Consider the following 24015-nt stretch of genomic DNA (forward strand, 5'->3'; position numbering starts at 1 on the left):
GGGATATTTCTTTTCTAGAATTCTTTTACGATATGATAAAATAAGATTTTAGTGAAATCGGAAGGGAGGGCTGCTCATGCAGGACATCGCTTTACTAGAAAAACAACGCTGTAATTTGATTTTGACGAATAAGGCCAAGGAAGCGGTAGAGGAATGCTCAGCAAATGAGCATGCCTTTTTTGCGTTACAAAAAACATTTACCGTCTATATTGAAAAACGAAAGGCGAAAACACCAGGTGAAACGTTTTTGTCGATCTATTTTAATGCACAGCAAAATAATAAGTTGGAGGGCGTAATCGCAGAAAAAACAGGGATTATGGATTGTGTGCTAAAAGTTGAAGGTTTACTAGCAACCAATATCCGTTTCGTGCATATGCGCGGTCCGATTCATACAAATCGTCGTTTACCCGTTGCACTGCAATTTGTAACAAGGTCAAATAATGGTGTGGGTATTCCGTTAGACCTTCATAGCAAAATAAGAGAACTACCCATTGCCGAGGAACGTACGGAATATGTTAAAAAGCGAATTGCAAGCTGGGAAGGCTATTTAAAAATCCAAGAACGTGATGCGACAATTGAGGATATTCATACTGAATTTAAACAAAGCTATTTTAATGAGGATTTTACACGCCTTACACTTGTACGCCCCTTTGTGAAAGCTAAGGAATGGAAGCAATTAGTTGGCTTAAGCGTTAGCATTCAAGGCACACGTGGCGAAATCGGACAAGTGTTAAAAGTAAATGCCGGGAAGCAAACAGTTGAGATTGATTTAAAACCTTTCGCACAAGAACAGGCGAGAAAGGATCAACTCAATCTTCGGTCAAAACAGGCAAGCTTTAGTAATTTTGCAACATTGAGCCAAATTAGACGCTTACGCAATGGTTTTACTAAGCTCGAAAAAGGAGAGGCTGTCAACCATAGCTTAGAGACGATATTGTTTGAAAAACGTCCAACTGTAAGGACAGCTAAGCAACGGGATGATATAGATTTTCATAATAACTTAAACGACTATCAACGTCGGGCTGTTATAGGGGCTCTATCTGTAGAGGATTTATATGTCATACAAGGGCCACCTGGGACAGGGAAAACAACTGTTATCTCTGAAATCTGTCAACAAAATGTGAAGGCAGGTTTAAAAACGCTTGTTGCCTCTCAATCAAATTTAGCGGTTGATAATGCATTAGGGAGATTGCTGTCCAATCAAGAAATTCGTATTTTACGTTATGGTCGTACGGAAAGTATTGAGGAAGAGGGAAAAAAATTCATCGAGGAAAACGTCGCACTTCATTGGCGTGAACAAACACTTGCTGCTATCGAGGAAGAAATTACATCCTTTACTGAACGTGAGCATGAATTACAAAACAGTATGATGAAAGCTAAAGATGAATTAAGTAAACTAGAGACTTGGCTTGAGGAACTTACAAAGGAAATTGCTGCAAAAGAACAAGCGGCTATCGATGAACCCGTTTTACAACAAGAAATCCAAGCATTAAAAAAAGAATTGAAAGCCGTAAAGACAGAACAACAAGCTAGTGAAGCGCAAAAAGAGCATTATGAGAAGCAACTTGCACAATTAGAGCCTATTGTGCAGTCACTTGAACAGATTCTTACAGAGAATAATTCAATAGAACAATTGCAACTAAATATGCAAGAAACTACTAAAAAGATAGATCAGTGGCGAGCTGCTATTCAATATAAGGAATTACAAATCCAGATAACGCAAATGGCGCTACAGTTCCAAGATATTCAAGTGAAATATGAAGAAGAAAGCAAGCGGCTCCAGTCAATGAAGGAAGCAGAAAAGTTTACAAGCACCTTAACTACTTATGAACGCATCCATCGTTTTTTACAGCATTATCACATTCGTCCTTCACATGTGCTAGCACAGCAAATCGAACGTTTAAGGCATTTAGAGGATGCGAAGGATTTAGAAGCTTGGGCAATTATTAATACGCGCCTACGAAACGCAATTGAAAAACTTGAAGCATTAGTCTCCCCTGAAGACAAGGAACGAGCTCTTGCAAAAAGTCGGCAACAGCCGATTCAGTCCTTTTCATTGCAAAATTTAACGGGTGTGTTTGTACAGCTGAATACAGCCTTTCAAGAGGAACAGACACCAGCAAGAGAACAAATAGTAAGCTATTTACTTGGGCTCTATATGCGTCGCGATTTTGTATGGCAGAAGGGTGCTGCACAGAGACACCAGCAGGAACATAAAGATCAAGAATTTGCATCGATGCGTCAAAATGTCAGTAGTTTATTACATCAAGAGTGTGCGATTACAAGCTTTAATGTACAGAGCTTGTTACGACAATTGAAGCCGTATACCGAGCATGAAGAAAAGCTACAGCAGCTTGCTGAAACACTAGTGACGCAATGTGGCTCTATGCTAGAAGAATCTGTGGAACAATTGAAAATGCTTGTATCTGAATCGCAACTCGTGTTACAAACGGCTCGCCAACAGCTTCAAGCTGTTGAGCAGGCAAATACGCAGCTTGTACCGAAGAAAGCAGCACTTCAAACGGTACAGACAAGCTTCCAAGAGATTGAACAACAACTAATACAATTTGAAGAAACCATAAAAGATATTAATGTGACTGGTTTGAAAAAAGAAAAGCAATTGACGGCATTAACACAACTCCTTCAGTCCACTCCAGAGCGTACATATGAAGAAGTAGCTCAAGCAATTGGTACGGCTAAAACAAGCTTAGATGAACTGCAACGCAAAGAAAAGCAGCTACCACTTCGTAAAAAGTTGCAAGAGGAGTGGCGTGACAAGCTACAAAACGCAACAGAATATGATTTAGATGAAATTCGTAAATTATATGTGCGCCATGCCAATGTGATCGGAACAACATGTGTTGCTTCCGCAAGTAAAGAGTTTATGGAAAACTATCCGACCTTTGATGTCGTAATAATCGATGAGGTATCAAAGGCTACACCTCCAGAGTTATTATTACCAATGCTTAAGGGGAAGAAAGTCATTTTGGTAGGCGATCACCATCAGTTACCGCCACTTCTTGGCGATGATACGTTAGAGGAAACGCTGAAATCGATGTTAGACGAGAATCCTAACTTTGATGGGGCACAAGAGTTGAAAAATTTGCTGCGTGAATCTTTATTTGAACGATTATTTAATAATTTACCAGCGACTCATAAGCAAATGCTTGCATTGCAATACCGTATGCATGAAAAAATTATGCATAGTATTACGCCATTTTACGCCAAGGAAGAAAATGGCTTACAATGTGGGTTGCCAGATTCGGATGTGGCACGTGACCATGGTTTAGAAGGACAATTTGTCAGACGTGAGGATCATTTACTATGGATTGATATTCCAACCGAAAAGCCTTATTTAGAGGAGCAGGTCAAAGGTGGCACAAGTCGTTACAATGAAGGGGAGCTACAAACAATCCGCCGTATTTTAACAGACTTAAATGCCGCTGTCATTGCAGCGAAAAAGGCAGGACGCATACCACAAGATGCACAGAAAAGTGTCGGTGTCATTAGCTTTTATGGTGAGCAAGTTAAGAAAATTAATCGCCTACTTCAGCAGGAGTTGCAGCTACCTCATCTTCAGTTTAGAACTGGGACTGTCGATAAGTTCCAAGGTATGGAGATGGACGTCATATTAGTGAGTATGGTACGTAATACGCCTAAGGGTGGAGACATCGGCTTTGCGCGGGATTATCGTCGTTTAAATGTTGCGCTTTCACGAGCCCGCGAGCTGTTAATGTTAGTCGGTAGTGCAGATATGTTTGCAAAACGTGCAAAACATCAAGATACGCGTGATATGTATAGCCATCTTCTAACAACCGTGAAATCCTATGATGGCTTACGTAATCATGAAGGACAGGTGATATAGGATGTCAAAATTACGGCAGCGTTTAATGAGAGAGCTACAGCAAAATCGCCATCTGAAAATAGTGAAGTCAAATGAATGGTGTATTCCAATTCGCACCGTAGAAGTGACCTATGAGCCAATTCGACGTTCTACAATGGATGTCCTGATGAAAATGCTCTTAATCAGCATGCAGGAAGCGGATTTTCAAAATGCACAGGAATTGAGTGAACTTTTACTTGTAGACCCTCTTTTTATTGAAGATTTAGTATCATTGATGTCTCGGGTACGTCTGATCGAACACAGGGAAAATTTCTTTAGATTAACCTCTAAAGGTGAGCAACAATTGGAGCAGGGCATTTTCGAGGAAGAACTAGATGTCGAAACAGCTACTCTTTTATTTAGCCCATGCCATTACGGATTTCTCCCTATTGGTGAAGACCGTATTGAGGAATATGATGAGTTGCCAGAATCATACCGCTATGTGGATAAAGAGGCTGAACAGCAGGAACAATTTGAAGAAGCTATGATTATTGCAGCATTACAGCAGGAAAAAGAGGAATCCACTACCTCTCAAACGCTAATAGAAACTATTGTGAATACAGAAGCCAAACAAATTAATGATATTCCATGTCTTGAATTTCTCCTCCATGATAAGGAACAGGATATTGTCTATGTCAGAGTGTGGAATACACTGTTAAATCAATGGGATAGTACCCTAGAACAGCGATTATCGGAAAAAGAACAATTACGATGGCGAGAAGAATATTTGTAAATATATATCGGACGGATGCAGCTTAATGCTCCGTTCGTTTTTTTTTGTAAAACGAGGAATAGCCAATGAAACGGTAAACGCCATAATAAGTGGGAGAATATCCAGGCTGACAATTTTAAAACCAGCATATATTACTTAGAGAAAGGAGGGGACAGATGTTAACTATTAGTTTATGCATGATTGTAAAAGATGAAGAAAGTATTATTGAGAGATGTCTAGATTCCGTTCAACATGTAGTGGATGAAATCAATATTATTGATACTGGCTCTACTGATCGTACAAAAGAAATTGTTCAAAACTATAGCGCTCGTATCTTTGATTTTGCATGGTGCGATGATTTTGCAAAGGCTCGGAATTTTTCCTTCCAACAAGCAACGAAAGATTATATTTTATGGCTAGATGCAGATGATGTACTTACAACAGAACATCAACAAAAGTTATTGCAACTTAAGAAATCCCTTAATCCTCATATTGACGCAGTTTCAATGAACTATTACGTACAGTTAGATGAAGATGGAGAAATTGACACTATTGAACAAAGATGCCGTCTGGTAAAACGTTCGCGAAATTTTCAATGGCAGGGTGTTGTCCATGAGTCTCTACAAGTAGCCGGGAGACTGTACCATAGTGATGTAGCGATTACCCATTTACCATTAAAGAAAGATACAGATCGTAATATTAAAATTTATGAGAGCTTAAAGGCCGCAGGACATTTGTTTTCGGCAAGAGAAACGTTTCATTACGCAAATGAATTAAAAAGTCATCGGCGTTTTTTAGAAGCCATTAATCAATATAATTCATTTCTTGATGCAGCCCCTGGCTCCGCTGAGGAAAATATTGAGGCATGCTTGAATTTAGCAGATTGCTATCAGCATTTACAAGATTCAACACAAGCAACTCAGTCCGTTTTACAATCATTATTGTATGATCGACCAAGACCTGAAACTTGTTGTCGAATCGGTCGTTTTTTTATGGAGCAATTAAAAAATAAAGAAGCAATTTATTGGTATTCACAAGCATTACAACAACCTTCAACTACATTAGGTATCCATAAGCGAGCGTATTCAACGTGGATGCCACATTTGCAGTTGAGTATGTTATATGATCGGTTAGGTCTCTATGAAAATGCACATGAGCATAATGAAACAGCGCGCAAATATAAACCAAATGATAAACGCATACTAGACAATCAAAAATACTTATACAGCCGACTGAACAAGGGGAAATAGCAAGTTTGGATAAGATATATGAAAAAGCAGGGAACCACGAATTATGTGATTCCCTGCTTTTTCATTTTCATGAACGGTCAGAAAGACGTTCACCTTCAGTGGAAAGAGGAGAACGCGTACACGAAATGGTCAATAAACTGACCGTAGAAGCCCGATTGGATCAACTAATAATTTGTGAGGAAAGAAGTAAATCTCATTGACTGAAGTATCATTCTTTTGTTTTTGGTGCAATGATTTCACTTACAAAGACGCCAGATTTTTTATCAGTAATGGTGTCAGTTGTATGGACCTCTATGAGGTTTGTATAAATGGCATGGCCGGTTAATAGGGATGAACCAACAATAATTGCAATAATAATCACATTCCGTGGCCTAAAATGTCGAGCTTGCATTTTTTTGTCCCCTTCCATTTTAGAGAATATTCTGGCAATTCAATATATGTTAGGGGTCTTGGAGTATGCAAATCTGAAGTAAGATTTTTGACAATCATTCCTTTAACATATGAATCGGGATTAGAATAGGAGCCATCGTGAATTAAAAAGTAATTATTTTTTTATTTATAATTCGATAAATAAGCCATGTAAGGTCAAACATATTTATTTTCATATGCAATCTTCCATGTGAATTTTCATCGGGTATAGAACATTAAAACAATACCCTACCTGTAGTTGGATGGGGTACGTAATGCTGTTTCTACCATGCGAAAGCTTAAATGTAGTTTTATAAAAAAGATTGATCATTTAAAACAAAGTTCGATTAAGATTTCTTTTTTGCAGTATTTTTTTCTTTAACTATATAGGCAGGTTAGTTTTACAATAATTCTCGAATTGCACTTTACATATATTCACTTTTATGTTAGATTACTAAATAATAAATTTGGCAAAAGGAGGTGCAAGCAATGTTAACTGTTTTTAGAATTCTGTTTGGTAAAAATGTAAAAATTGGAAATGATTTAGCGGACAAAGGGAGTAGTCTGTCCTTTTTTATGCTAGACAACCAATACAAAAACAGTTATCGGCGCTTTGCCTCTATGGCAAATAAATAACAAAGCAATGACTTAGGTCCTTGTTTATTTATTTGTGCATGCATCGATAATTCTATCGGTGCTTTTTTTGCGTTTATGTTTAACTTAAGGGATAGACAACTCCTTTCTATTTACTCCTATAAAACTAGAGAGTCTTATGGAAGGATGAGAAAGATGCAATTAAAACTAAACAATAAGTATAGAAGAATAAAAGAATTCTTAAGGGAACATAATTACCCTAATTTTAGAATGAAACAACTATTGAATGCCATTTTTAAAGAAAGAATAAATAAATTCAACGAAATTAATGTACTTCCAAAATCGTTAAGAGAAATTTTAGTGAAGGAATTTGGAGCGTCTATTTTAGATGTTGCGCCTATAAAGGAACAACATTCTGAGCAAGTCACTAAAGTCTTATTTGAAATTTCAGGAAATGAAAAAATAGAAACAGTAAATATGAAATATAAAGCTGGGTGGGAATCATTTTGTATTTCTTCTCAGTGCGGATGTAATTTTGGGTGTAAATTTTGTGCAACAGGTGACATTGGATTAAAAAGAAATTTGACCTCAGATGAAATAACCGACCAAATCCTCTATTTTTACTTACAAGGTCACTCAATTGATAGTATTTCTTTTATGGGGATGGGAGAAGCGCTAGCCAATGTACAAGTTTTTGATGCCTTAGATGTACTCACTGATCCTACGCTGTTTGCTTTAAGCCCTCGTAGGTTATCTATTTCAACTATTGGTATTATACCAAGTATAAAAAAAATGACTCTGAATTATCCGCAAGTCAATTTGACGTTTTCGTTACATTCTCCTTTTAATGAACAGCGAAGTAAGTTGATGCCGATTAATGATAGGTATCCATTATTAGATGTTATGGACACATTAGATGAGCATATTCGAATAACATCAAGAAAAGTATATATTGCTTATATTATGTTACCTGGTGTAAATGATTCTATTGACCATGCTAAAGAAGTAGTAAGTCTATTAAAATGTCGTTATAAAGAAGGGCGTTTATATCATGTAAATTTAATCAAATATAACCCAACCGTCAGTTCTCCTTTAAGGTTCAGTGAAGTTGATGAAGGTCATGTTGTTAATTTTTACAAAAAATTAAAATCATCAGGTATTAATGTGACCATTAGAAGTCAATTTGGAATTGATATAGATGCTGCTTGTGGTCAATTGTATGGAAATTATCAAAAGAGCAATAAGCAGTAATTTGAGGTAAAGATGATGCTAAAAATTGGCTCATCACCATAACATGTGGTTGATTTCCGTTCCGGCTGGGCGCTTTCCTGGGGGCGTCCGATGAGCCGCTTGGGGCAACAGATGTTTTATGTAGCGAAAGCGAAGCGTCAGCTACAGGATGTTGGCCACGAAGGCGTAGTCACAGGATGTGATACTTTTAGCCTTCGTTCCTCTAATGGGCTCGCTCCAGGGTCTCATCTGTGACGCTAATCCCCAAGGAGTCACCCAGCCTCCACTCCAATCAACTTATATACATGGCATACTTTTTAACAAATGTCATCCACAACTTTTGGTGATGAGCCTAAAAATTGTATTTCGTAAAAAAATTTGTTAATATAAAATTACAATTATGAGAGGACTGATGGATGGACAATGATTAACTAATCTATATTTTTATTTGAAATGAATAACTTCAAACTTCAAAATATAGGGTTAGTCTGTCTATTTTTATAAATCAGTTTACGCTTTATTTGTCATGATTCCAATGGCAAATAAGAACTTATTTCATTTATGTGAAAGACTAATCCTTCCAATTACAAATTGGGAGGATTTTTTATTCTCTCATAGTTAAAAATTGATATCTTTTTCTGTAACTTGAATCTAAAGGAGAGAGAAAAATGACCGATTCAGACACTATTGTTACGCATGTAATACTCCTTATAAGTCGTTAATATCCATCAAACTTATACGGAGAAATTTAGAATAGATGGATGTACCGACTTTGTAAAAAAATAAAAAGTGTTGATATACAAAGGAGGAATTATCATGTCAATGATAAAAGTTCAAGACTTAACTTTTTCTTATCCAGGTAGCTTTGACAATATTTTTGAAGGTGTAAACTTTCAAATAGATACGGATTGGAAACTTGGGTTTATCGGTAGAAATGGTCGAGGTAAAACAACATTCTTTAATTTATTATTAGGGAATTATGAGTATAGTGGGAAAATCATTTCTTCGGTAGAATTTAATTATTTCCCCTATCCAGTTACGGATAAAAACAAGTATACGTATGAAATCTTTGAAGAAATTTGCCCCCAAGCAGAAGATTGGGAATATCTTCGTGAAATATCCTATCTAGATGTTGATGCCGAGGTTATGTACCGACCTTTTAAAACATTATCAAATGGAGAACAAACAAAGGTGTTGCTTGCTGCACTTTTTTTGACTGAGGGTCAATTTCTATTAATTGATGAGCCAACCAATCATCTAGACACTGATGCACGAAAGGTTGTCTCTGATTATTTACAGAAGAAAAAAGGGTTTATTTTAATTTCGCATGACAGAATCTTTTTAGATGGATGCGTCGACCATATCTTATCTATAAATAGGGCAAATATTGAAGTTCAAAGTGGTAACTATTCTTCTTGGAAGTTAAATTTTGATAGACAGCAGGAACACGAAGAGGCAACCAATCAGCGTTTACAAAAAGACATAGGGCGATTAAAACAGTCTTCAAAGCGTTCAGCAAGTTGGTCTAATCAAGTGGAAGCTTCCAAAAATGGGACAACGAATTCGGGTTCTAAGTTAGACAAAGGTTTTGTAGGACATAAAGCGGCAAAGATGATGAAGAGAGCTAAGAACCTTGAATCAAGGCAACAAAAAGCTATTGAGGAAAAGTCAAAACTGCTAAAAAATGTGGAAAAAACTGAGGAATTAAAATTAGAACCATTGGAATTTAAGTCAAATGAATTGATTGTTTTGGCTGATGTATCTGTTAAGTACGATGACCAAATAGTAAATAAGCCAATTAGCTTTAAAGTTGAACAAGGTGACCGAATTGTACTTGATGGAAAGAATGGAAGCGGAAAAAGTAGTATCCTAAAACTAATTCTAGGAAATCTGATACAGTATACAGGCTCAATGAATTTAAGTTCAGGCCTCGTTATTTCCTATGTTCAACAAGATACTTCTCATTTGAAGGGACTGTTATCAGACTTTATTGAAGAGCATGAGATTGATGAAACGTTATTTAAATCCATCCTACGTAAGTTGGATTTTGAGCGAATTCAATTTGAGAAAGATATATCTCATTATTCTGGTGGACAAAAGAAAAAGCTGCTTATCGCCAAAAGTTTATGTGAAAAAGCTCATTTATATATTTGGGATGAACCGTTAAATTTTATAGATATTTATTCGCGCATGCAGATTGAAGAGCTTATTCAAAGATTTAATCCCACAATGCTTATTGTTGAGCATGATCAGGTATTTCAACAAACAGTTGCAACCAAAACTATATCTATGTAGTTAAATATGGAAAATTGAAGATTTAATCAGTAAATCAGATTACTAAACTATATGGTGCTTTAGTTAAGGAATGTAGCTAAAATGATCAAACTTTTTTATGAAGATTAAACATAAATCTGTTAGTGAAAAATCCGTTTTGATCAAACTTTTTTCAAAATTTTATTTGCCTATTATTAGTGGTTTGAGGACATTTTTATCAAACTTTATTTCAAATCTACAATAAAGTTGTTTGAAAATTGGACGTTTAACATCCGTTTGCTTATAAACGAACGGATGTTTTTATTTTGGAGGGAAATGATGGCTAATACAAAACAGAAGAAAAAGAGCTTTATTTTGATTTAGAATAAAGTCGTTTAATGACAAATATAGTTTGTTACATTTACAATAAAGGATTTAAAAATGCTTATTATGTTATTCTACAATCTGGCAATTTTCTTTAATAAGTGAAGGTGTTATTTGTAAGTGAACTTACTATAAGTTATTCAATTAACGAGAGCAGGATAGCACAATATTTAGGTGGCAGTTATAATGTCAATGACGGACATTGAATGGATCCAATTCATATGATATTTACCAGCGAGATGTGTTGGAATATTCAAGAAAAATAAGGTGGGTGTGTAATGGAGGATTCTTATAAATTTTACAACACGGCGGTAGAGGCAACTTTGGAAGTTATTGGAGGGAAATGGAAACCTGTAATCCTCTTTCATCTGACATTTGGCAAGAAACGTAACAGTGAATTGAAAAACTTGATACCCGCAATTACTCAAAAAATGTTAACGCAGCAACTTCGTGAGCTTCAAGAGGAAGGGGTCATCTTACGTATTTCATATAATCAGGTTCCACCAAAAGTAGAGTATGAGTTGACAGACTATGGCTGGAGCCTAAAGGAGATCCTGCATCTGATGTGTAGATGGGGTGATTCGCATATAGAGAGAAAGTACGGGGGAAGGGCTACTGTTCTGGCCAATCCACAGCTTAAAGACGAATATGACATATAAGAAGCCGACCTAATATACAAGGTCGGCTTTCCGTTTAGGGAATGACTTTGCGTTTGCGGAAGTCATCAAAGATGTTCATAAACATTGCTTCGGTATCGACGAATTCGTGAAAACCTAAGCGACGGGCCTTAGTTCCGTCAGCGAAGAAATCGTAATCCCAAGAGAACACGAAATCACCGAATCCCCAGGAAGATACGTCTTTATAGGAATGTGGAGCAAGCCCATGTTTCTCGACCATTTCGTTCCAAAGATGCTCCTTGTCTGCCATGACAACGTCTAGGGACATCTGCAACGGAGGCGCCGTCTCCAAACCGAAGTAGTGTGCGATTTTCGGCCATAATTCATTCCAGCGGAACAAATCACCATTTGTGATATTGAATGCCTGATTGGCACAACGCTCTTCAGTCGCCGCCCATACTGTTGCTTTCGCAAGTAGTCCTGCATCTGTCATTTCCAAGAGGCTATCGTAAGCACCCAGCTTGCCTGGAAATCGTAGCGGAAGTCCAAGCTCCTTCGAAATTGAGGCGTAAATCGCAATAACCATAGCGAGGTTCATCGGATTTCCAAGCGAGAAGCCGCAGACTACAGAAGGACGGAGCGCCGACCAAGTCCAAGCCTTACCTTTTTGCCTTTGTTCTAAGAAATCTTGCTGATCAACATTGAACTCGGGCGGCATATGGTTAGCGTCTGTTTCACGAGCCGGAGTTTTGAACGGGCCGAGATGTGCGCCATATACCTTGTATCCCTGCATCAAACTTACATGTTGTAAGCCTGATGCGGCTGATTCGATCACTTCTACGGTGTTCACTAGCATGGTGAGATTAGGGGGAACAAGTTCAGCCCAAGTTGGACGGTCCTGATAGGCGGCATAGAAAATGTGTGTTACCTCAGTTAAATCACTTAACTTCTCCCGGGTGTCGTCTATATTGAGTAAATCCGCAGCCACATACCGGACACGGCCGACAGATTCTCCGCCTCGACGCGATACGCCGATCACGTCCCAATCAGGGAGAGTAATTAGGTGATCAATGAGGTTGCGACCGATGACACCATTTGCGCCTACAACTAAGGCGACTTTGCGAGTTGATTGAGATTCATTATTCAATGTTTTTTGCTCCTTTTATAATCTGCTTTGTTCACTGTTATTTTGCATCAAGGCACCCCACTTGAGAAGTACGCACTTTGAAGTGCCATAAGCACTTTTTTGTAATCTAAGAGATTTTATTGGTATTTGATTTACGAAAAATAAGTATAGGATTATGTAATTAAACAACTATTTTTGAACACGTTCCATTTCTGACCGGTGTTATATCTGTTTAAACTTAGAGATGAAACAACATTACTGTCACTACACATCACTAGTGGAGGATCCACGTTTTAATAAATTGACCTTAAATTCTATAATATATATTATAAATCTAAATAAAATTGGTAGTAGGTGATTCATTAGTGAATAATAATTTGCTTCTGATAAAGGATTTTAGCAAGTTGACTGGCTTATCACGAAAAGCTTTGTATCTGTATGATGAACATAATATTTTGAATCCTGCGTTTATTCATCCAAATAATGATTATCGATATTATGACAAGAATCAGTTACTAACTGCTAAACGAATTAATTTATTAAAACAAGCAGGATTTGGCTTAAATGAAATCAGCAAAATCATCCATAGAATGTTATCAGATTATGAAATAAATAATTTAATAGAAGAAAAGCTTCAATTGGAAATGAATAAGATAAAAGATGCAAAGCAAACAATAAACAAATTAAGAGACCTGAATCCAGCAATTATGATTTCAAATAATGAAGTACAAAAAGAGTATTTAGAATCATTGTTCGTATATGAATATGAATTATTGCCAAATGAAAATATCTGTTTAGCGCTGAATAACATCGAGGAATTAGTTAGCGAACTTAATGTTAAAAAGAATGAAAAAATCATCAAATATAAACTGATAGATAATAAAATTCACCCTATTTGTGTCTCCTTACAATTGGAAAGTCACGAATTGAATCAATTGGGAATCACAAGTTATTTTGGTTTTCAAACGCAAAAGTTTTTCTATGAAATTGATCCTTATCAAGAAGAATCGGTATTAAAAATAAATGAGATCATGAAAAATAACAAAATAAAATTATCCGAACCATATATTTATGAACGTATATTAAGCCCGGATGATTATCTATATTCCTCCAAACGCCTTTCGGAATTTATTTTTCCGTCTACGTATTAAGTAATTGACCTTCCCCTTAGGTTAACCCTTACACTCTCTTTAAAGGGAGGTATAATACATGAAAAAAAATAATTATGCATTGGTAACAGGAGCATCTAGAGGGATAGGAAAGGCAATCGCAATCCAACTTGCAAATGATGGATTCAATTTGTTATTACATTATAATCAAAATATTGAAAAAGCTAATCAAGTCAAAGCAGAAATTGAATCAATTGGCAGACAAGCACATTTAATTCAAGGTGATTTCGATTCCAGTGAAGGGATTAAAGAATTTATAGGGAAAGTCAAAAAATTGATAATCCAAGATATCAATGTATCATTGCATACAATTGTTCATAATGCCGGACATGCTACATCAAATGGATTTGGAGAAGTGGGCTATGATGAGTTCGATCGGCTATTCAATGCAAATGTTAAAGCACCATATTTTATCACACAATCTTTAATCGAATTTATTGAATCCAATGGTAGGATTATAAATCTATCATCAGGTGTGACACGTATCGCATTTCCACATATGATGGTATACAGTATGACAAAAGGCGCAATTAATACAATGACGTTTACATTAGCAAAGGAATTGGGTGAAAAAGGAATTACTATTAATTCCATAATGCCTGGAATCATTGATACGGATTCAACTGCTGACTGGCTGCATACAGAAGAAGGACAAGAAAATGCAAAGAATATGAGTGCTTTAAAAAGAGAAGGCAAACCAGAAGAAATCGCAAATGTTGTTTCATTTCTAGCAAGTGAAAAAGCGAGTTTTATTACTGGGCATAATATGGATGTAACTGGTGGAAGTCATCTGTAATTAGGTAAATGGTATAATTAGAAACCTGATTCATTTAGAGATTAGATTCATTAATTTTAAAATGTAATAAGCATTAATTAGATTCGATAATAGGCATTAAATAGTCTGTTTAACCGTATTGGACAATAAGATTCAATTAGGCTATTTTATATTATAGGCATACGAAATTTTAAAAATTTATATCTATTTACAGAAAAATGCAGATGAAATAATTATTTAGTCGGTTTTCATATAGGGACTACTGGTAATTAACTTGATCAATCTTTATTATAAAAACTAAATACAGCAACAAAACGAAAGAACCCATCTTGATTAATCTTTTTCAAAATGGATTCTTTTTGTTTACAGCAAACTCAATAGTTTCTTTTTCATTAAAGGGTAAGCCTAATTCTTTTCTAATATTTGAAGAGTATATTGGTGAAAAGCAATGGCACATCTCGATAGTTAAATATTCTAGTTCTTCTATACTCATAGGTTTTAAAATACTATACCTAGAAGACATTTTCTAACTCCCTTCAGTCGAATTACATAATTTAACAATAATTAAACTTTTTTTAGAAGAATGATGAAGCCAGATTTATTTAAATTATCTATGCTATATTAAACTTAAGGATTTACGAAAGGGTGTTTTACATGGCTAAAAGTTTAGTATTAGCAGAAAAACCTTCAGTAGCACGCGATATTGCGAATGTATTGAAGTGTAATAAAAAAGGAAATGGCTTTTTAGAAGGCGACAAATATATCGTGACGTGGGCGTTAGGGCATTTAGTAACATTAGCGGACCCAGAAAGCTACGATGAAAAATATAAACAATGGAAGCTAGAAGATTTACCGATGCTACCAGAGCGTCTGAAATTGACAACAATTAAACAAACGAGCAAGCAATATAACGCAGTAAAATCTCAATTGACTCGCGGAGATGTTAATGAAATTATCATTGCCACGGATGCTGGTCGTGAAGGCGAACTTGTGGCGCGATGGATTATTGATCGTGCGAAAGTGAATAAACCAATTAAACGTTTATGGATTTCATCTGTTACAGATAAAGCAATTAAAGAAGGCTTTGCAAATTTAAAACCAGGTAAAGCATATGAAAATTTATATCATGCAGCTGTAGCACGTAGCGAAGCAGACTGGTACTTAGGGCTGAATTCAAGTCGCGCACTTTCCACAAAACATAATGCCCAATTAAATACAGGGCGAGTTCAAACACCCGTAGTAGCAATCATCGCAAAAAGGGAAGATGAAATTAAGCACTTCAAGCCACAAACATATTATGGTATTGAAGCACAAACAGCTGATAAACTAAAACTAACTTGGCAAGATAAGAACGGTAATAGCCGCAGCTTCGAGAAAGAAAAAGTCGATGCAATCGTTAAAAAGCTTGGCAACAAGGATGCTGTTGTAACTGACATTGATCGCAAGCCTAAAAAGACGTTTTCCCCTGGTCTTTATGATTTAACAGAGCTACAACGTGATGCGAATAAAATCTTTGGCTATTCTGCAAAAGAAACGTTGAACATTATGCAAAAACTGTATGAGCAGCACAAAGTATTAACGTATCCTCGTACAGATTCACGTTATATCTCATCCGATATCGTTAGTACCCTTCCTGAGCGTTTGAAAGCGTGTGGGTTCGGAGAATATCGTTCTTTAACAAATAAAGTCTTAAACAAACCGATAAAGGCTTCTAAATCGTTTGTAGACGATAGCAAGGTATCCGATCACCACGCCATCATTCCAACTGAAGGTTATGTAAATTTATCTGCTATGACCGATAAGGAGCGTAAAATCTATGACCTAGTTGTGAAGCGTTTCTTAGCCGTTCTTTTCCCTGCTTTTGAATACGAACAGCTAACTTTGAATGCAACAATTGGCGATGAGAAATTCGTTGCACGAGGCAAAACAATCATTAACGCTGGTTGGAAGGAAGTATACGAAAACCGATTTGATGATGAGGACCAAGGCGAAGATGTAAAAGAGCAAATACTGCCTCGCCTTGAAAAAGGGCATACGTTAAAAACAAAATTAATCGCCCAAACATCAGGCCAAACAAAGCCACCTGCACGCTTCAATGAGGCGACTTTACTAACGGCCATGGAAAATCCTGTGAAATATATGGAAACAAGCGATAAACAACTGGCAGACACATTAAAATCTACTGGTGGACTTGGTACGGTTGCAACTCGCGCAGATATTATCGAAAAGCTATTTAATTCATTCTTGATTGAAAAGCGTGGTAAAGATATTCATATCACATCAAAAGGTCGCCAGCTGCTTGATTTAGTACCAGAAGCATTAAAGTCTCCTAAAACAACTGCACAATGGGAGCAAAAGCTTGAACAAATTGCAACAGGCAAGCTGAAAAAAGAAGTATTCATCAATGAAATGAAAAACCACACAAAAGAAATCGTTTCAACTATTAAAGCAAGTGATAAGAAGTACAAGCATGACAATATCTCAACAAAGTCTTGTCCGGATTGCGGTAAGCCAATGCTTGAAGTGAACGGGAAAAAAGGCAAAATGCTTGTGTGCCAAGATCGTGAATGTGGTCACCGTAAAAACGTAGCACGTGTCACAAACGCTCGCTGCCCACAATGTAAGAAAAAGCTAGAATTACGTGGTGAAGGCGATGGTCAAATTTTTGTATGTAAATGTGGCCACCGCGAGAAATTATCTGCATTCGAAGCCCGCCGTAAAAAAGAAGGCGGCGGTAAAGTAGATAAGCGATCTGTACAAAACTATATGAAACAGCAGAACAAAGAAGAAGAGCCTATTAATAACGCCTTTGCGGATTTATTAAAAGGGATGAAGTTTGATTAAATGGTTAAGATGTTGATTTGAAATAAAGTTCAACCGTTTACAGTAATGACAGATGAAAATTATCGCAATCAAGGTTTGGCTAAGCAATTAATGCAACATATTATGAAAGAACACGAAAATACCTGTGATTTCATGTATCTATTTGCGAATGATACTGTATTGGATTTTTACCCGAAGTTCGGCTTTACACGTCTAATTGAAAGTGAGTTTAGCTTAGACTTAGCAAAAAGCTCAATTCAAAAGAATTTGGATGTGAAAGTAAAGCAGCTTACTATTGAAAATGATCTTGCATTACTTGAAAAATTTGCGAAGAAACGCCATGTACTTTAGATGTTGCGATAATGAAAGTTTATTAATGTTTTATTTCACAGTAGTATTTCATGAAGCCATTTTCTATATGGAAGATTTAGAAACGATTGTGCTAATGGAGGAAGAAGATACTCTGCATATTTTCGATATCATTTCGCTAAATGCACTAAATGTTGAAGCTGTATTAGCAAGCATTGTGAAGGAAACAACGAAAAAGGTGGTATTCTATTTCACACCTGATTTTACAATCGAGGGCATGACAGCAACCATTATGCCAAATGATGATGATACTTTATTCGTCTTAACGAAAAAGTCATTGCTGAAGGGTAACTTTATGTTGCCGTTAACATCACATTGTTAATTGGAGTGAAATATCTATACTGGAGTTAGTATTGATACAGCTTACGCTTTAGAGTTTTGTGTCGAACGTGGTGCTGTCGCGGAAATCGTATTTCTAATCAATCTTTTTTATAAAAAACAAACGTTACTTAAATAATCAAAACCTCACTTTGATCAAAGTGAGGTTTTTTCTTGGTACTAAAACTACCTTTTGTAGCATCTTATTAATCAATCTTTATTTCAAACCTTCAGAACAAACAAGAAAATCTTAATAAGCATTTCTTATTGAGCTCCCATGAAAGAACTTTATTATCTTTCGTATTCCGATTACCTTAATAAGTTTTTGTAAAAAACAGAAATTTCAGAAAAGATATTGAATTGTGAAAAAAACTATGCTAGGCTATGTACATGAAAAATGAAGTTTAGACTTCAGAAAAATAAATGAAAAAAGGGTGCGCTTCAATTTGTTGGACAATAGGTCAATACAAGATATCATTCAAGAAAAATTTCATAAACTTTCAAAAAGCCAACAAAAAGTGGCGATCTTTATGCTAAAAAATTTGCAGTATGTTGGTATGCATTCAGCTACGAATGTTGGGGAGCAAGCAGGTGTTAGCGAAACGACAGTTATTCGATTTTGCTATGCAATTGGATTATCGGGATATGCACAATTACAGCGAGAGGTAACGATGCACTTATTCAATGAGGGCAATAGTAGTAGTTTGCAAAATTATTTGGAATCGAAGCAAGCACTTTTTGAAAATCCTCGTTTTTATGAGCAAACAATGGAAAGAGATGCATCGCGGATTTTAAATGTTGCAGCAAATATTAATGATAAAGATTTTAACCGCGCTTCCGTGATACTGCATACAAAGAAGAAGATTTACATTATTGGTTACGGTTCTTCGAATTTAGCTGCAAAATGGTTATACTTCACGCTGAATTTATTACGTCCGAATGTAGTACTTATGGGATTGGAAACGAACGACATTGCTAGAGCTTTACAAGAAATTGATGAAGATTCTGTGGTTATAATTCTATCGTTTCATCGCTATTTTAAAGAACCGATTCAATTAGCAGCAGAAATTCAAGGGACAAATTGCGAAATTATCGGTATAACAGATTCACCAGTAGCACCTATTGCGCAGTATGCAACAATTACGTTTGCAAATGAGCAACAAGAAATGTCGACGATTGACGCTATGCCAGCACTTATCTCATTTTTGAATACGCTAATTGCTGGGATGACAGCGCAGGATCATGAGTATTATGAAAGTCAACGTGTAAAATATGATGATTTTCAAAATAGCTTTATTGCAAATCGATGGAGTTGAATAGGATGAACGAGGTTTTACAAAGCTTACAACCAAGACTGGCTGAAATTTTTTTACATTTACATGAACATGCAGAAATTAGTTGGCAGGAACAGCAAACGACGCAATACATTGCAAATTTACTGAGGGAAGCCAATATGGAACCACAAATGTTCGACGATATGACGGGTCTTTATGTTGATATTGGTAAAGGAACACCAAGGGTAGGCTTTCGAACGGATATCGATGCGCTTTGGCAAGAAGTGGACGGTGTTTTCAAGGCAAATCATTCTTGTGGTCATGATGGCCATATGACCATGGCTATTGGAACGGCATTCCTTTTAAAGGATATGGAATCAACACTTTCTGGTGCAGTGCGCATTCTCTTTCAACCAGCGGAAGAAAAGGCAGAGGGTGCTCGTGCACTAGTCGAAAAAGGAGTTATTGATGACTTGGACTACTTATTCGGCGTTCATGTTCGTCCACTGAAAGAATTACAAGATGGAACGTATGCACCAGCGTTATATCATGGCGCGGCGAAGCTTTTCACGGGTACGATTATCGGAGAAGAGGCACATGGTGCACGACCTGAACTTGGCATTAATGCGATTGAGGTAGGGGCAGCGATTGTAGAGGGTCTACAAAAAATTTGGACAGATCCGAATGTATCAGCCTCGGCTAAAATGACGCAATTTAATGCAGGAGGTACTTCCGCTAATATTATTCCTGGAAAAGCAACATTTAGTATTGATGCACGTGCACAAACGAATGAAGTGATGCATGCGTTAACAGAAGGTATTGAACGTGTAAAGGCATCAGTGGAAGCAATGTATTGTGCGAAGATTGAACTGCAAGTGAATGCACATATTGTTGCTGCATTAGTGAATGATGAGGCATTAGAACATATGCGTGCAGCAATTATTGATGTGGTTGGGGATGTAGCGTGCGCATCACCGGTTGTTACACCAGGTGGAGAAGACTTTCATTTTTATACGTATGAAAAGCAAAAACTCAAAGCAACGATGCTAGGACTTGGTTGTGGTGTTACGCCAGGACTACATCATCCGAAAATGACATTTAATAGAGAACGACTCATAACAGGTGTAGGTATTATCACAAGAGCAATTTTACGTGCGTTATAAGATGCAGCTTGCAGGGATATATCGAGGCAATGAAAAGCGTGCTTTAGTTCAACTTTCATTCCCGACAACGACACTGAAGAAATCATCACTTATTGGCATTAAAAACTAAGCTGGTACTTGCAGGCGCTTAATTTATCGCTAATTTATTGTTTAGAGAGAGCTATCGCCTGTCAGTACGGGATAAAAGAATAGGAAAGAAGCGATTTGAATGATTGATATTCGTGAAGTGAAAACAATCGAACAACTAGAGCAGGTACAACAACTTGAATATGACGTGTGGCGTATGCCACCAATTCCAATTCATCAAACATTAACTGCGGTGAAAAACGGTGGTATCGTGGTTGGAGCTTATGATGGTGACAAATTAGTTGGTTATAGCTATGGATTTGCTGGTTTCCGAGAGGGTAAAAGTTATCTATGTTCTCATATGTTAGGTATTGATGAGCATTATCGTTCACAAGGAATTGGAGAATCATTAAAACAAGCTCAACAAGCTATTGCAGTTGAGCGAGGCTATGATTTAATGGTGTGGACATTTGACCCGCTGGAAACACGCAACGGTTATCTCAATCTGTCAAAGTTAAATGGTATTTGCCACACATATGTAGAAAATTGCTACGGTGAAATGCAGGATGGCTTAAATAAGGGATTACCTTCTGATCGTTTTGAGGTGAGCTGGTATTTAACATCTGACTACGTAGTGAACGATGTTGCCATTGATGCAACTACCGCTGTAAATGTAGCAAGTTGTACGCTCAATGAGCAAGGATTACCATATCTAAAAATATCTGAAAATTCCATCTTTAATAAAGAGGTGTACACATTACCGGTACCGAGGGATTTTCAAACGTTAAAGGCACTAGACCCTGCATTGGCATTGGATTGGCGCTTGAAAACTCGCCAATTGATACAAAGTTTATTTGTGCAAGGTTATACGGCAGTTCAATTACAGCAACAGGAAAACTATAACGAGTATGTACTCGTAAAATTAGCAACATTAGGCTTGGAAGGAGCTAACTAACATGAAAATTACTGAAATTACAGTTCGCCATCTAAAGATGAAATTAAAAGCACCATTTACAACAAGTTTTGGTACGTTCGACGATAGGGACTTTTTAGTTTTAGAAGCAAAAGATGAATCAGGTACTATTGGCTGGGGTGAATCAGTTGCATTCCATTCACCATGGTACAACGAAGAAACGCTACAAACGAACTGGCATATGCTAGAGGATTTCTTAATTCCACTAATTTTGCATAAAGAAATTAGTCATCCTGATGAAGTCAACGAACTCTTCATGCCAATTCGCAAGAATAATATGGCAAAGTCAACGTTAGAAGGTGCGATTTGGGATATTTATGCACAGCAAACGAATCAATCATTAGCCGCAGCGCTTGGTGGCAAAAAGGATAAAATTGAAGTTGGTATCAGTATTGGCATTCAAAAATCAATGGAGGATTTAGTTGGCTTAGTAGACGGTTATGTAAAAGAAGGCTATAAACGTATGAAGATTAAAATAAAGCCAGGTTGGGATGTAGAAGTGATGCGTACATTGCGTGAAACATTTCCTGATGTAGCATTTATGGCCGATGCAAACTCTGCATATAGCCTAGACGATGCGGACACGTTAAAGCAGCTTGATGCCTTTCATTTAACGATGATTGAGCAACCGCTAGCGTCAGATGATATTATCGACCATGCGAAATTGCAAGAGCTAATCGATACATCAATTTGCTTAGATGAAAGTATTCATTCATTAGAAGACGCACGAAAAGCAGTGGAGTTAGGTAGTACACGCATCATTAACATTAAAATTGGTCGTGTTGGTGGCTTAACAGAAGCGAAAAAAATTCATGATTACTGTGAAGCGAATAATATCCCAGTTTGGTGTGGCGGCATGCTTGAGTCAGGAATAGGACGAGCTCATAATGTAGCCTTAACAACTCTATCAAATTTCATCTTACCAGGTGATACTGCAGGTTCAAATCGTTATTGGGAAAAGGATGTCATCGAACCAGAGGTCGTTGCACAAGACGGTTACATTCAAGTGCCTCAAAAAGCAGGAATCGGCTTTGACGTAAATGTGGACACAATCAATTCATTTACCGTAGCACAAAAAACTTATAAATAATTGATAAGTAGGTGTTTCATGAAAAAAAGTTGGCAAATAGGCGGTGCATTTGTTGGGTTAATCGTAGGAGCTGGGTTTGCATCAGGTCAAGAAATCATGCAATACTTTACAAGTTTTGGCTTGTACGGTATTGCAGGGGCGATTGTTGCAACAATTGCATTTGCATTTTTAGGGATGAGTTTAGCGCAACTTGGTACGGATTTACAAACGACTTCGCATAAGGCAGTGATTTATCATATTGGTGGACGCTATATTGGGGCTATCTTAGATGTCTTAATTACTTTCTTTTTATTTGGCGTAGCTGTAGTAATGTTTGCTGGCTCAGGTTCTACATTCCATCAAATGTTCGGAATAAACCCGATGGTCGGTAGTATTATAATGGTGATTCTTACTATTTTAACATTGTTATTAAATGTGAAAAATATTATTAATATAATAGCGTTAGTAACGCCTTATTTAATGGGCATTATCTTTATAATATTAGTCTACTCAATTTTTACGATGGATTTGACGATTGCACAGCAGGAAGTGATCGCTAGGGAGCAAGCATCTGCTGCGCCGAACTGGTTTATGGGTGCCCTTTTGTATGTGTCATACAATATAGCAGCTGGTGCAGCTATGTTAATTGTTATGGGTGGTACACTGAAAGACCGCAAAGTGGCGGGATTAGGTGGGCTACTTGGTGGACTCATGCTCGGTGGATTAATATTGCTTATTAATATCGCAATGTTCGTGAAATTGGATGTTGTGGATGGTGTAGCGATGCCAACATTAGAACTGGCCAAACAAATCCACCCATTTGTTGGCGTACTCATGTCAATCGCATTGTTAGGCATGATGTACAACACCGCTGTTGGCATGTTTTATGCATTTACGGTCCGTTTTGTAGCACCGGAACATAAATATTTTAAACCGAGTATTGTCTTAATTGGTTTACTAGGATTTGCAGCGAGTTTAGTTGGGTTTACAACATTAGTTGGTAAAGTGTATTCAACAATGGGTTATTTAGGATTCGCGTTAATCATTGCGGTCATTATCGCATGGATACGAAAAGTAGCTACAAGTGCATAAAACAATAAGAGCATAGAAATTTAAGGATGATAACTAGAAATCGTGTATCAAAAACGTAATAATCTATTCTAGAAAGATAAAAGGGTTGTCCCAAAAGTGAAAATAGTATGCTAGGAGTATTCCTAGTGTGCTATTTTTTTGATATCAAGGTAAAAATCCTTGTAGACTCCTGCGAGAAAGCAAGAGCACGAGACCCAGCGGAGAGCGTAAACGAGCGATGCGGATTTTTATCATATAGGAAGATGGCTATTTACTTTTTAGACAATCCCTTTTATTACGAAAATTAATGCATTAAACCCTGAAGGAATTCATAGTGTATATGATTAGCAAGTTAGACAAAGCAAGTGGTTATAATCACTTAATAATTATACTGCACTAGTGGGAGTTGTTATACAAAGATAAGTATTGTACAAAATCAAAGTGATTATTCTGTATTGCTGTTTCAAGTAAAGTAAATTCTCGTAATT

At 36.8% G+C, this 24015-nt stretch carries 20 protein-coding genes; 18 read left to right on the forward strand and 2 right to left on the reverse strand.

What is annotated here, in order from left to right; genetic code table 11:
- Positions 1–76: 76 nt before the first annotated feature.
- The 3 genes from ACQKII_RS07050 (at position 77) to ACQKII_RS07060 (ending at position 5845) form a co-directional block, all read left to right on the forward strand.
- Positions 77–3865, forward strand: coding sequence for an AAA domain-containing protein (locus ACQKII_RS07050; protein WP_427457675.1), 3789 nt, complete (start codon positions 77–79; stop codon positions 3863–3865).
- A gap of 1 nt (position 3866) precedes the next feature.
- The gene (locus ACQKII_RS07055) at positions 3867–4616 is read left to right on the forward strand and encodes a hypothetical protein (protein WP_427457678.1); all 750 of its coding nucleotides are present in this window, start codon (positions 3867–3869) and stop codon (positions 4614–4616) included.
- Between the two features lie 155 nt (positions 4617–4771).
- Complete coding sequence (locus tag ACQKII_RS07060) at positions 4772–5845, forward strand: glycosyltransferase (RefSeq protein ID WP_427457680.1); 1074 nt, start codon at positions 4772–4774, stop codon at positions 5843–5845.
- A 208-nt stretch (positions 5846–6053) separates the two neighbouring features.
- Here ACQKII_RS07060 and ACQKII_RS07065 read toward each other — a convergent pair whose 3' ends face one another.
- Entirely contained in the window at positions 6054–6236 is a 183-nt protein-coding gene (locus ACQKII_RS07065) for a hypothetical protein (protein WP_427457683.1), read from the reverse strand.
- 506 nt (positions 6237–6742) lie between these two features.
- On the opposite strand from ACQKII_RS07065, the gene ACQKII_RS07070 reads away from it, so the two are divergent.
- The 5 genes from ACQKII_RS07070 (at position 6743) to ACQKII_RS07090 (ending at position 11373) form a co-directional block, all read left to right on the forward strand.
- Positions 6743–6889 (forward strand): hypothetical protein, encoded by a 147-nt coding sequence (locus ACQKII_RS07070; protein WP_427457686.1) that lies wholly within the window; start codon positions 6743–6745, stop codon positions 6887–6889.
- 153 nt (positions 6890–7042) lie between these two features.
- Positions 7043–8098: a Cfr family 23S rRNA (adenine(2503)-C(8))-methyltransferase gene (locus ACQKII_RS07075; RefSeq protein WP_427457689.1), complete on the forward strand. Its 1056-nt coding sequence runs from the start codon at positions 7043–7045 to the stop codon at positions 8096–8098.
- Between the two features lie 90 nt (positions 8099–8188).
- Positions 8189–8332, forward strand: coding sequence for a hypothetical protein (locus tag ACQKII_RS07080; protein ID WP_427457692.1), 144 nt, complete (start codon positions 8189–8191; stop codon positions 8330–8332).
- 561 nt (positions 8333–8893) lie between these two features.
- Positions 8894–10372, forward strand: coding sequence for an Lsa family ABC-F type ribosomal protection protein (locus ACQKII_RS07085; RefSeq protein ID WP_427457695.1), 1479 nt, complete (start codon positions 8894–8896; stop codon positions 10370–10372).
- Between the two features lie 620 nt (positions 10373–10992).
- Positions 10993–11373: a winged helix-turn-helix transcriptional regulator gene (locus ACQKII_RS07090; protein WP_427457698.1), complete on the forward strand. Its 381-nt coding sequence runs from the start codon at positions 10993–10995 to the stop codon at positions 11371–11373.
- A 34-nt stretch (positions 11374–11407) separates the two neighbouring features.
- Here ACQKII_RS07090 and ACQKII_RS07095 read toward each other — a convergent pair whose 3' ends face one another.
- On the reverse strand, positions 11408–12478 hold the full coding sequence (locus ACQKII_RS07095; protein ID WP_427457701.1) for an SDR family oxidoreductase: 1071 nt from the start codon (positions 12476–12478) through the stop codon (positions 11408–11410).
- Between the two features lie 344 nt (positions 12479–12822).
- On the opposite strand from ACQKII_RS07095, the gene ACQKII_RS07100 reads away from it, so the two are divergent.
- The 10 genes from ACQKII_RS07100 to ACQKII_RS07145 all read left to right on the forward strand — a co-directional run bounded on the left by ACQKII_RS07100 (position 12823) and on the right by ACQKII_RS07145 (position 23548).
- Positions 12823–13608: a MerR family transcriptional regulator gene (locus ACQKII_RS07100; RefSeq protein WP_427457704.1), complete on the forward strand. Its 786-nt coding sequence runs from the start codon at positions 12823–12825 to the stop codon at positions 13606–13608.
- 58 nt (positions 13609–13666) lie between these two features.
- Positions 13667–14422 (forward strand): SDR family NAD(P)-dependent oxidoreductase, encoded by a 756-nt coding sequence (locus ACQKII_RS07105; protein WP_427457707.1) that lies wholly within the window; start codon positions 13667–13669, stop codon positions 14420–14422.
- Between the two features lie 633 nt (positions 14423–15055).
- Entirely contained in the window at positions 15056–17245 is a 2190-nt protein-coding gene (locus ACQKII_RS07110; RefSeq protein WP_427457710.1) for a DNA topoisomerase III, read from the forward strand.
- 45 nt (positions 17246–17290) lie between these two features.
- Positions 17291–17575 (forward strand): GNAT family N-acetyltransferase, encoded by a 285-nt coding sequence (locus ACQKII_RS07115; RefSeq protein WP_427457713.1) that lies wholly within the window; start codon positions 17291–17293, stop codon positions 17573–17575.
- Positions 17576–17600: 25 nt separating this feature from the next.
- On the forward strand, positions 17601–17915 hold the full coding sequence (locus ACQKII_RS07120; protein ID WP_427457716.1) for a hypothetical protein: 315 nt from the start codon (positions 17601–17603) through the stop codon (positions 17913–17915).
- A gap of 430 nt (positions 17916–18345) precedes the next feature.
- Entirely contained in the window at positions 18346–19227 is an 882-nt protein-coding gene (locus ACQKII_RS07125; protein ID WP_427457719.1) for a MurR/RpiR family transcriptional regulator, read from the forward strand.
- A 5-nt stretch (positions 19228–19232) separates the two neighbouring features.
- Complete coding sequence (locus ACQKII_RS07130) at positions 19233–20348, forward strand: M20 peptidase aminoacylase family protein (protein WP_427457722.1); 1116 nt, start codon at positions 19233–19235, stop codon at positions 20346–20348.
- Between the two features lie 208 nt (positions 20349–20556).
- Entirely contained in the window at positions 20557–21369 is an 813-nt protein-coding gene (locus ACQKII_RS07135) for a GNAT family N-acetyltransferase (RefSeq protein ID WP_427457725.1), read from the forward strand.
- A 1-nt stretch (position 21370) separates the two neighbouring features.
- Positions 21371–22477: an o-succinylbenzoate synthase gene (gene menC, locus ACQKII_RS07140; protein ID WP_427457728.1), complete on the forward strand. Its 1107-nt coding sequence runs from the start codon at positions 21371–21373 to the stop codon at positions 22475–22477.
- An 18-nt stretch (positions 22478–22495) separates the two neighbouring features.
- Complete coding sequence (locus ACQKII_RS07145; protein ID WP_427457731.1) at positions 22496–23548, forward strand: YkvI family membrane protein; 1053 nt, start codon at positions 22496–22498, stop codon at positions 23546–23548.
- Positions 23549–24015 lie beyond the last annotated feature (467 nt).

The organism is Lysinibacillus sp. NPDC048646 (genome assembly GCF_050272295.1).
In the GTDB taxonomy this organism is placed as follows: Bacteria; Bacillota; Bacilli; order Bacillales_A; family Planococcaceae; genus Lysinibacillus.

What these genes read in the sequence shown, in the direction of transcription:
- ACQKII_RS07110 (WP_427457710.1), top strand. Translation starts at nt 15,056, where the DNA reads ATGGCTAAAAGTTTAGTATTAGCAGAAAAACCTTCAGTAGCACGCGAT.
- ACQKII_RS07060 (WP_427457680.1), top strand. Translation starts at nt 4,772, where the DNA reads ATGTTAACTATTAGTTTATGCATGATTGTAAAAGATGAAGAAAGTATT.
- ACQKII_RS07120 (WP_427457716.1), top strand. Translation starts at nt 17,601, where the DNA reads ATGTTTTATTTCACAGTAGTATTTCATGAAGCCATTTTCTATATGGAA.
- ACQKII_RS07145 (WP_427457731.1), top strand. Translation starts at nt 22,496, where the DNA reads ATGAAAAAAAGTTGGCAAATAGGCGGTGCATTTGTTGGGTTAATCGTA.
- ACQKII_RS07075 (WP_427457689.1), top strand. Translation starts at nt 7,043, where the DNA reads ATGCAATTAAAACTAAACAATAAGTATAGAAGAATAAAAGAATTCTTA.
- ACQKII_RS07105 (WP_427457707.1), top strand. Translation starts at nt 13,667, where the DNA reads ATGAAAAAAAATAATTATGCATTGGTAACAGGAGCATCTAGAGGGATA.
- menC (WP_427457728.1), top strand. Translation starts at nt 21,371, where the DNA reads ATGAAAATTACTGAAATTACAGTTCGCCATCTAAAGATGAAATTAAAA.
- ACQKII_RS07055 (WP_427457678.1), top strand. Translation starts at nt 3,867, where the DNA reads ATGTCAAAATTACGGCAGCGTTTAATGAGAGAGCTACAGCAAAATCGC.
- ACQKII_RS07090 (WP_427457698.1), top strand. Translation starts at nt 10,993, where the DNA reads ATGGAGGATTCTTATAAATTTTACAACACGGCGGTAGAGGCAACTTTG.
- ACQKII_RS07080 (WP_427457692.1), top strand. Translation starts at nt 8,189, where the DNA reads ATGAGCCGCTTGGGGCAACAGATGTTTTATGTAGCGAAAGCGAAGCGT.
- ACQKII_RS07050 (WP_427457675.1), top strand. Translation starts at nt 77, where the DNA reads ATGCAGGACATCGCTTTACTAGAAAAACAACGCTGTAATTTGATTTTG.
- ACQKII_RS07070 (WP_427457686.1), top strand. Translation starts at nt 6,743, where the DNA reads ATGTTAACTGTTTTTAGAATTCTGTTTGGTAAAAATGTAAAAATTGGA.
- ACQKII_RS07065 (WP_427457683.1), bottom strand. Translation starts at nt 6,236, where the DNA reads ATGCAAGCTCGACATTTTAGGCCACGGAATGTGATTATTATTGCAATT.
- ACQKII_RS07085 (WP_427457695.1), top strand. Translation starts at nt 8,894, where the DNA reads ATGTCAATGATAAAAGTTCAAGACTTAACTTTTTCTTATCCAGGTAGC.
- ACQKII_RS07115 (WP_427457713.1), top strand. Translation starts at nt 17,291, where the DNA reads ATGACAGATGAAAATTATCGCAATCAAGGTTTGGCTAAGCAATTAATG.
- ACQKII_RS07135 (WP_427457725.1), top strand. Translation starts at nt 20,557, where the DNA reads ATGATTGATATTCGTGAAGTGAAAACAATCGAACAACTAGAGCAGGTA.
- ACQKII_RS07130 (WP_427457722.1), top strand. Translation starts at nt 19,233, where the DNA reads ATGAACGAGGTTTTACAAAGCTTACAACCAAGACTGGCTGAAATTTTT.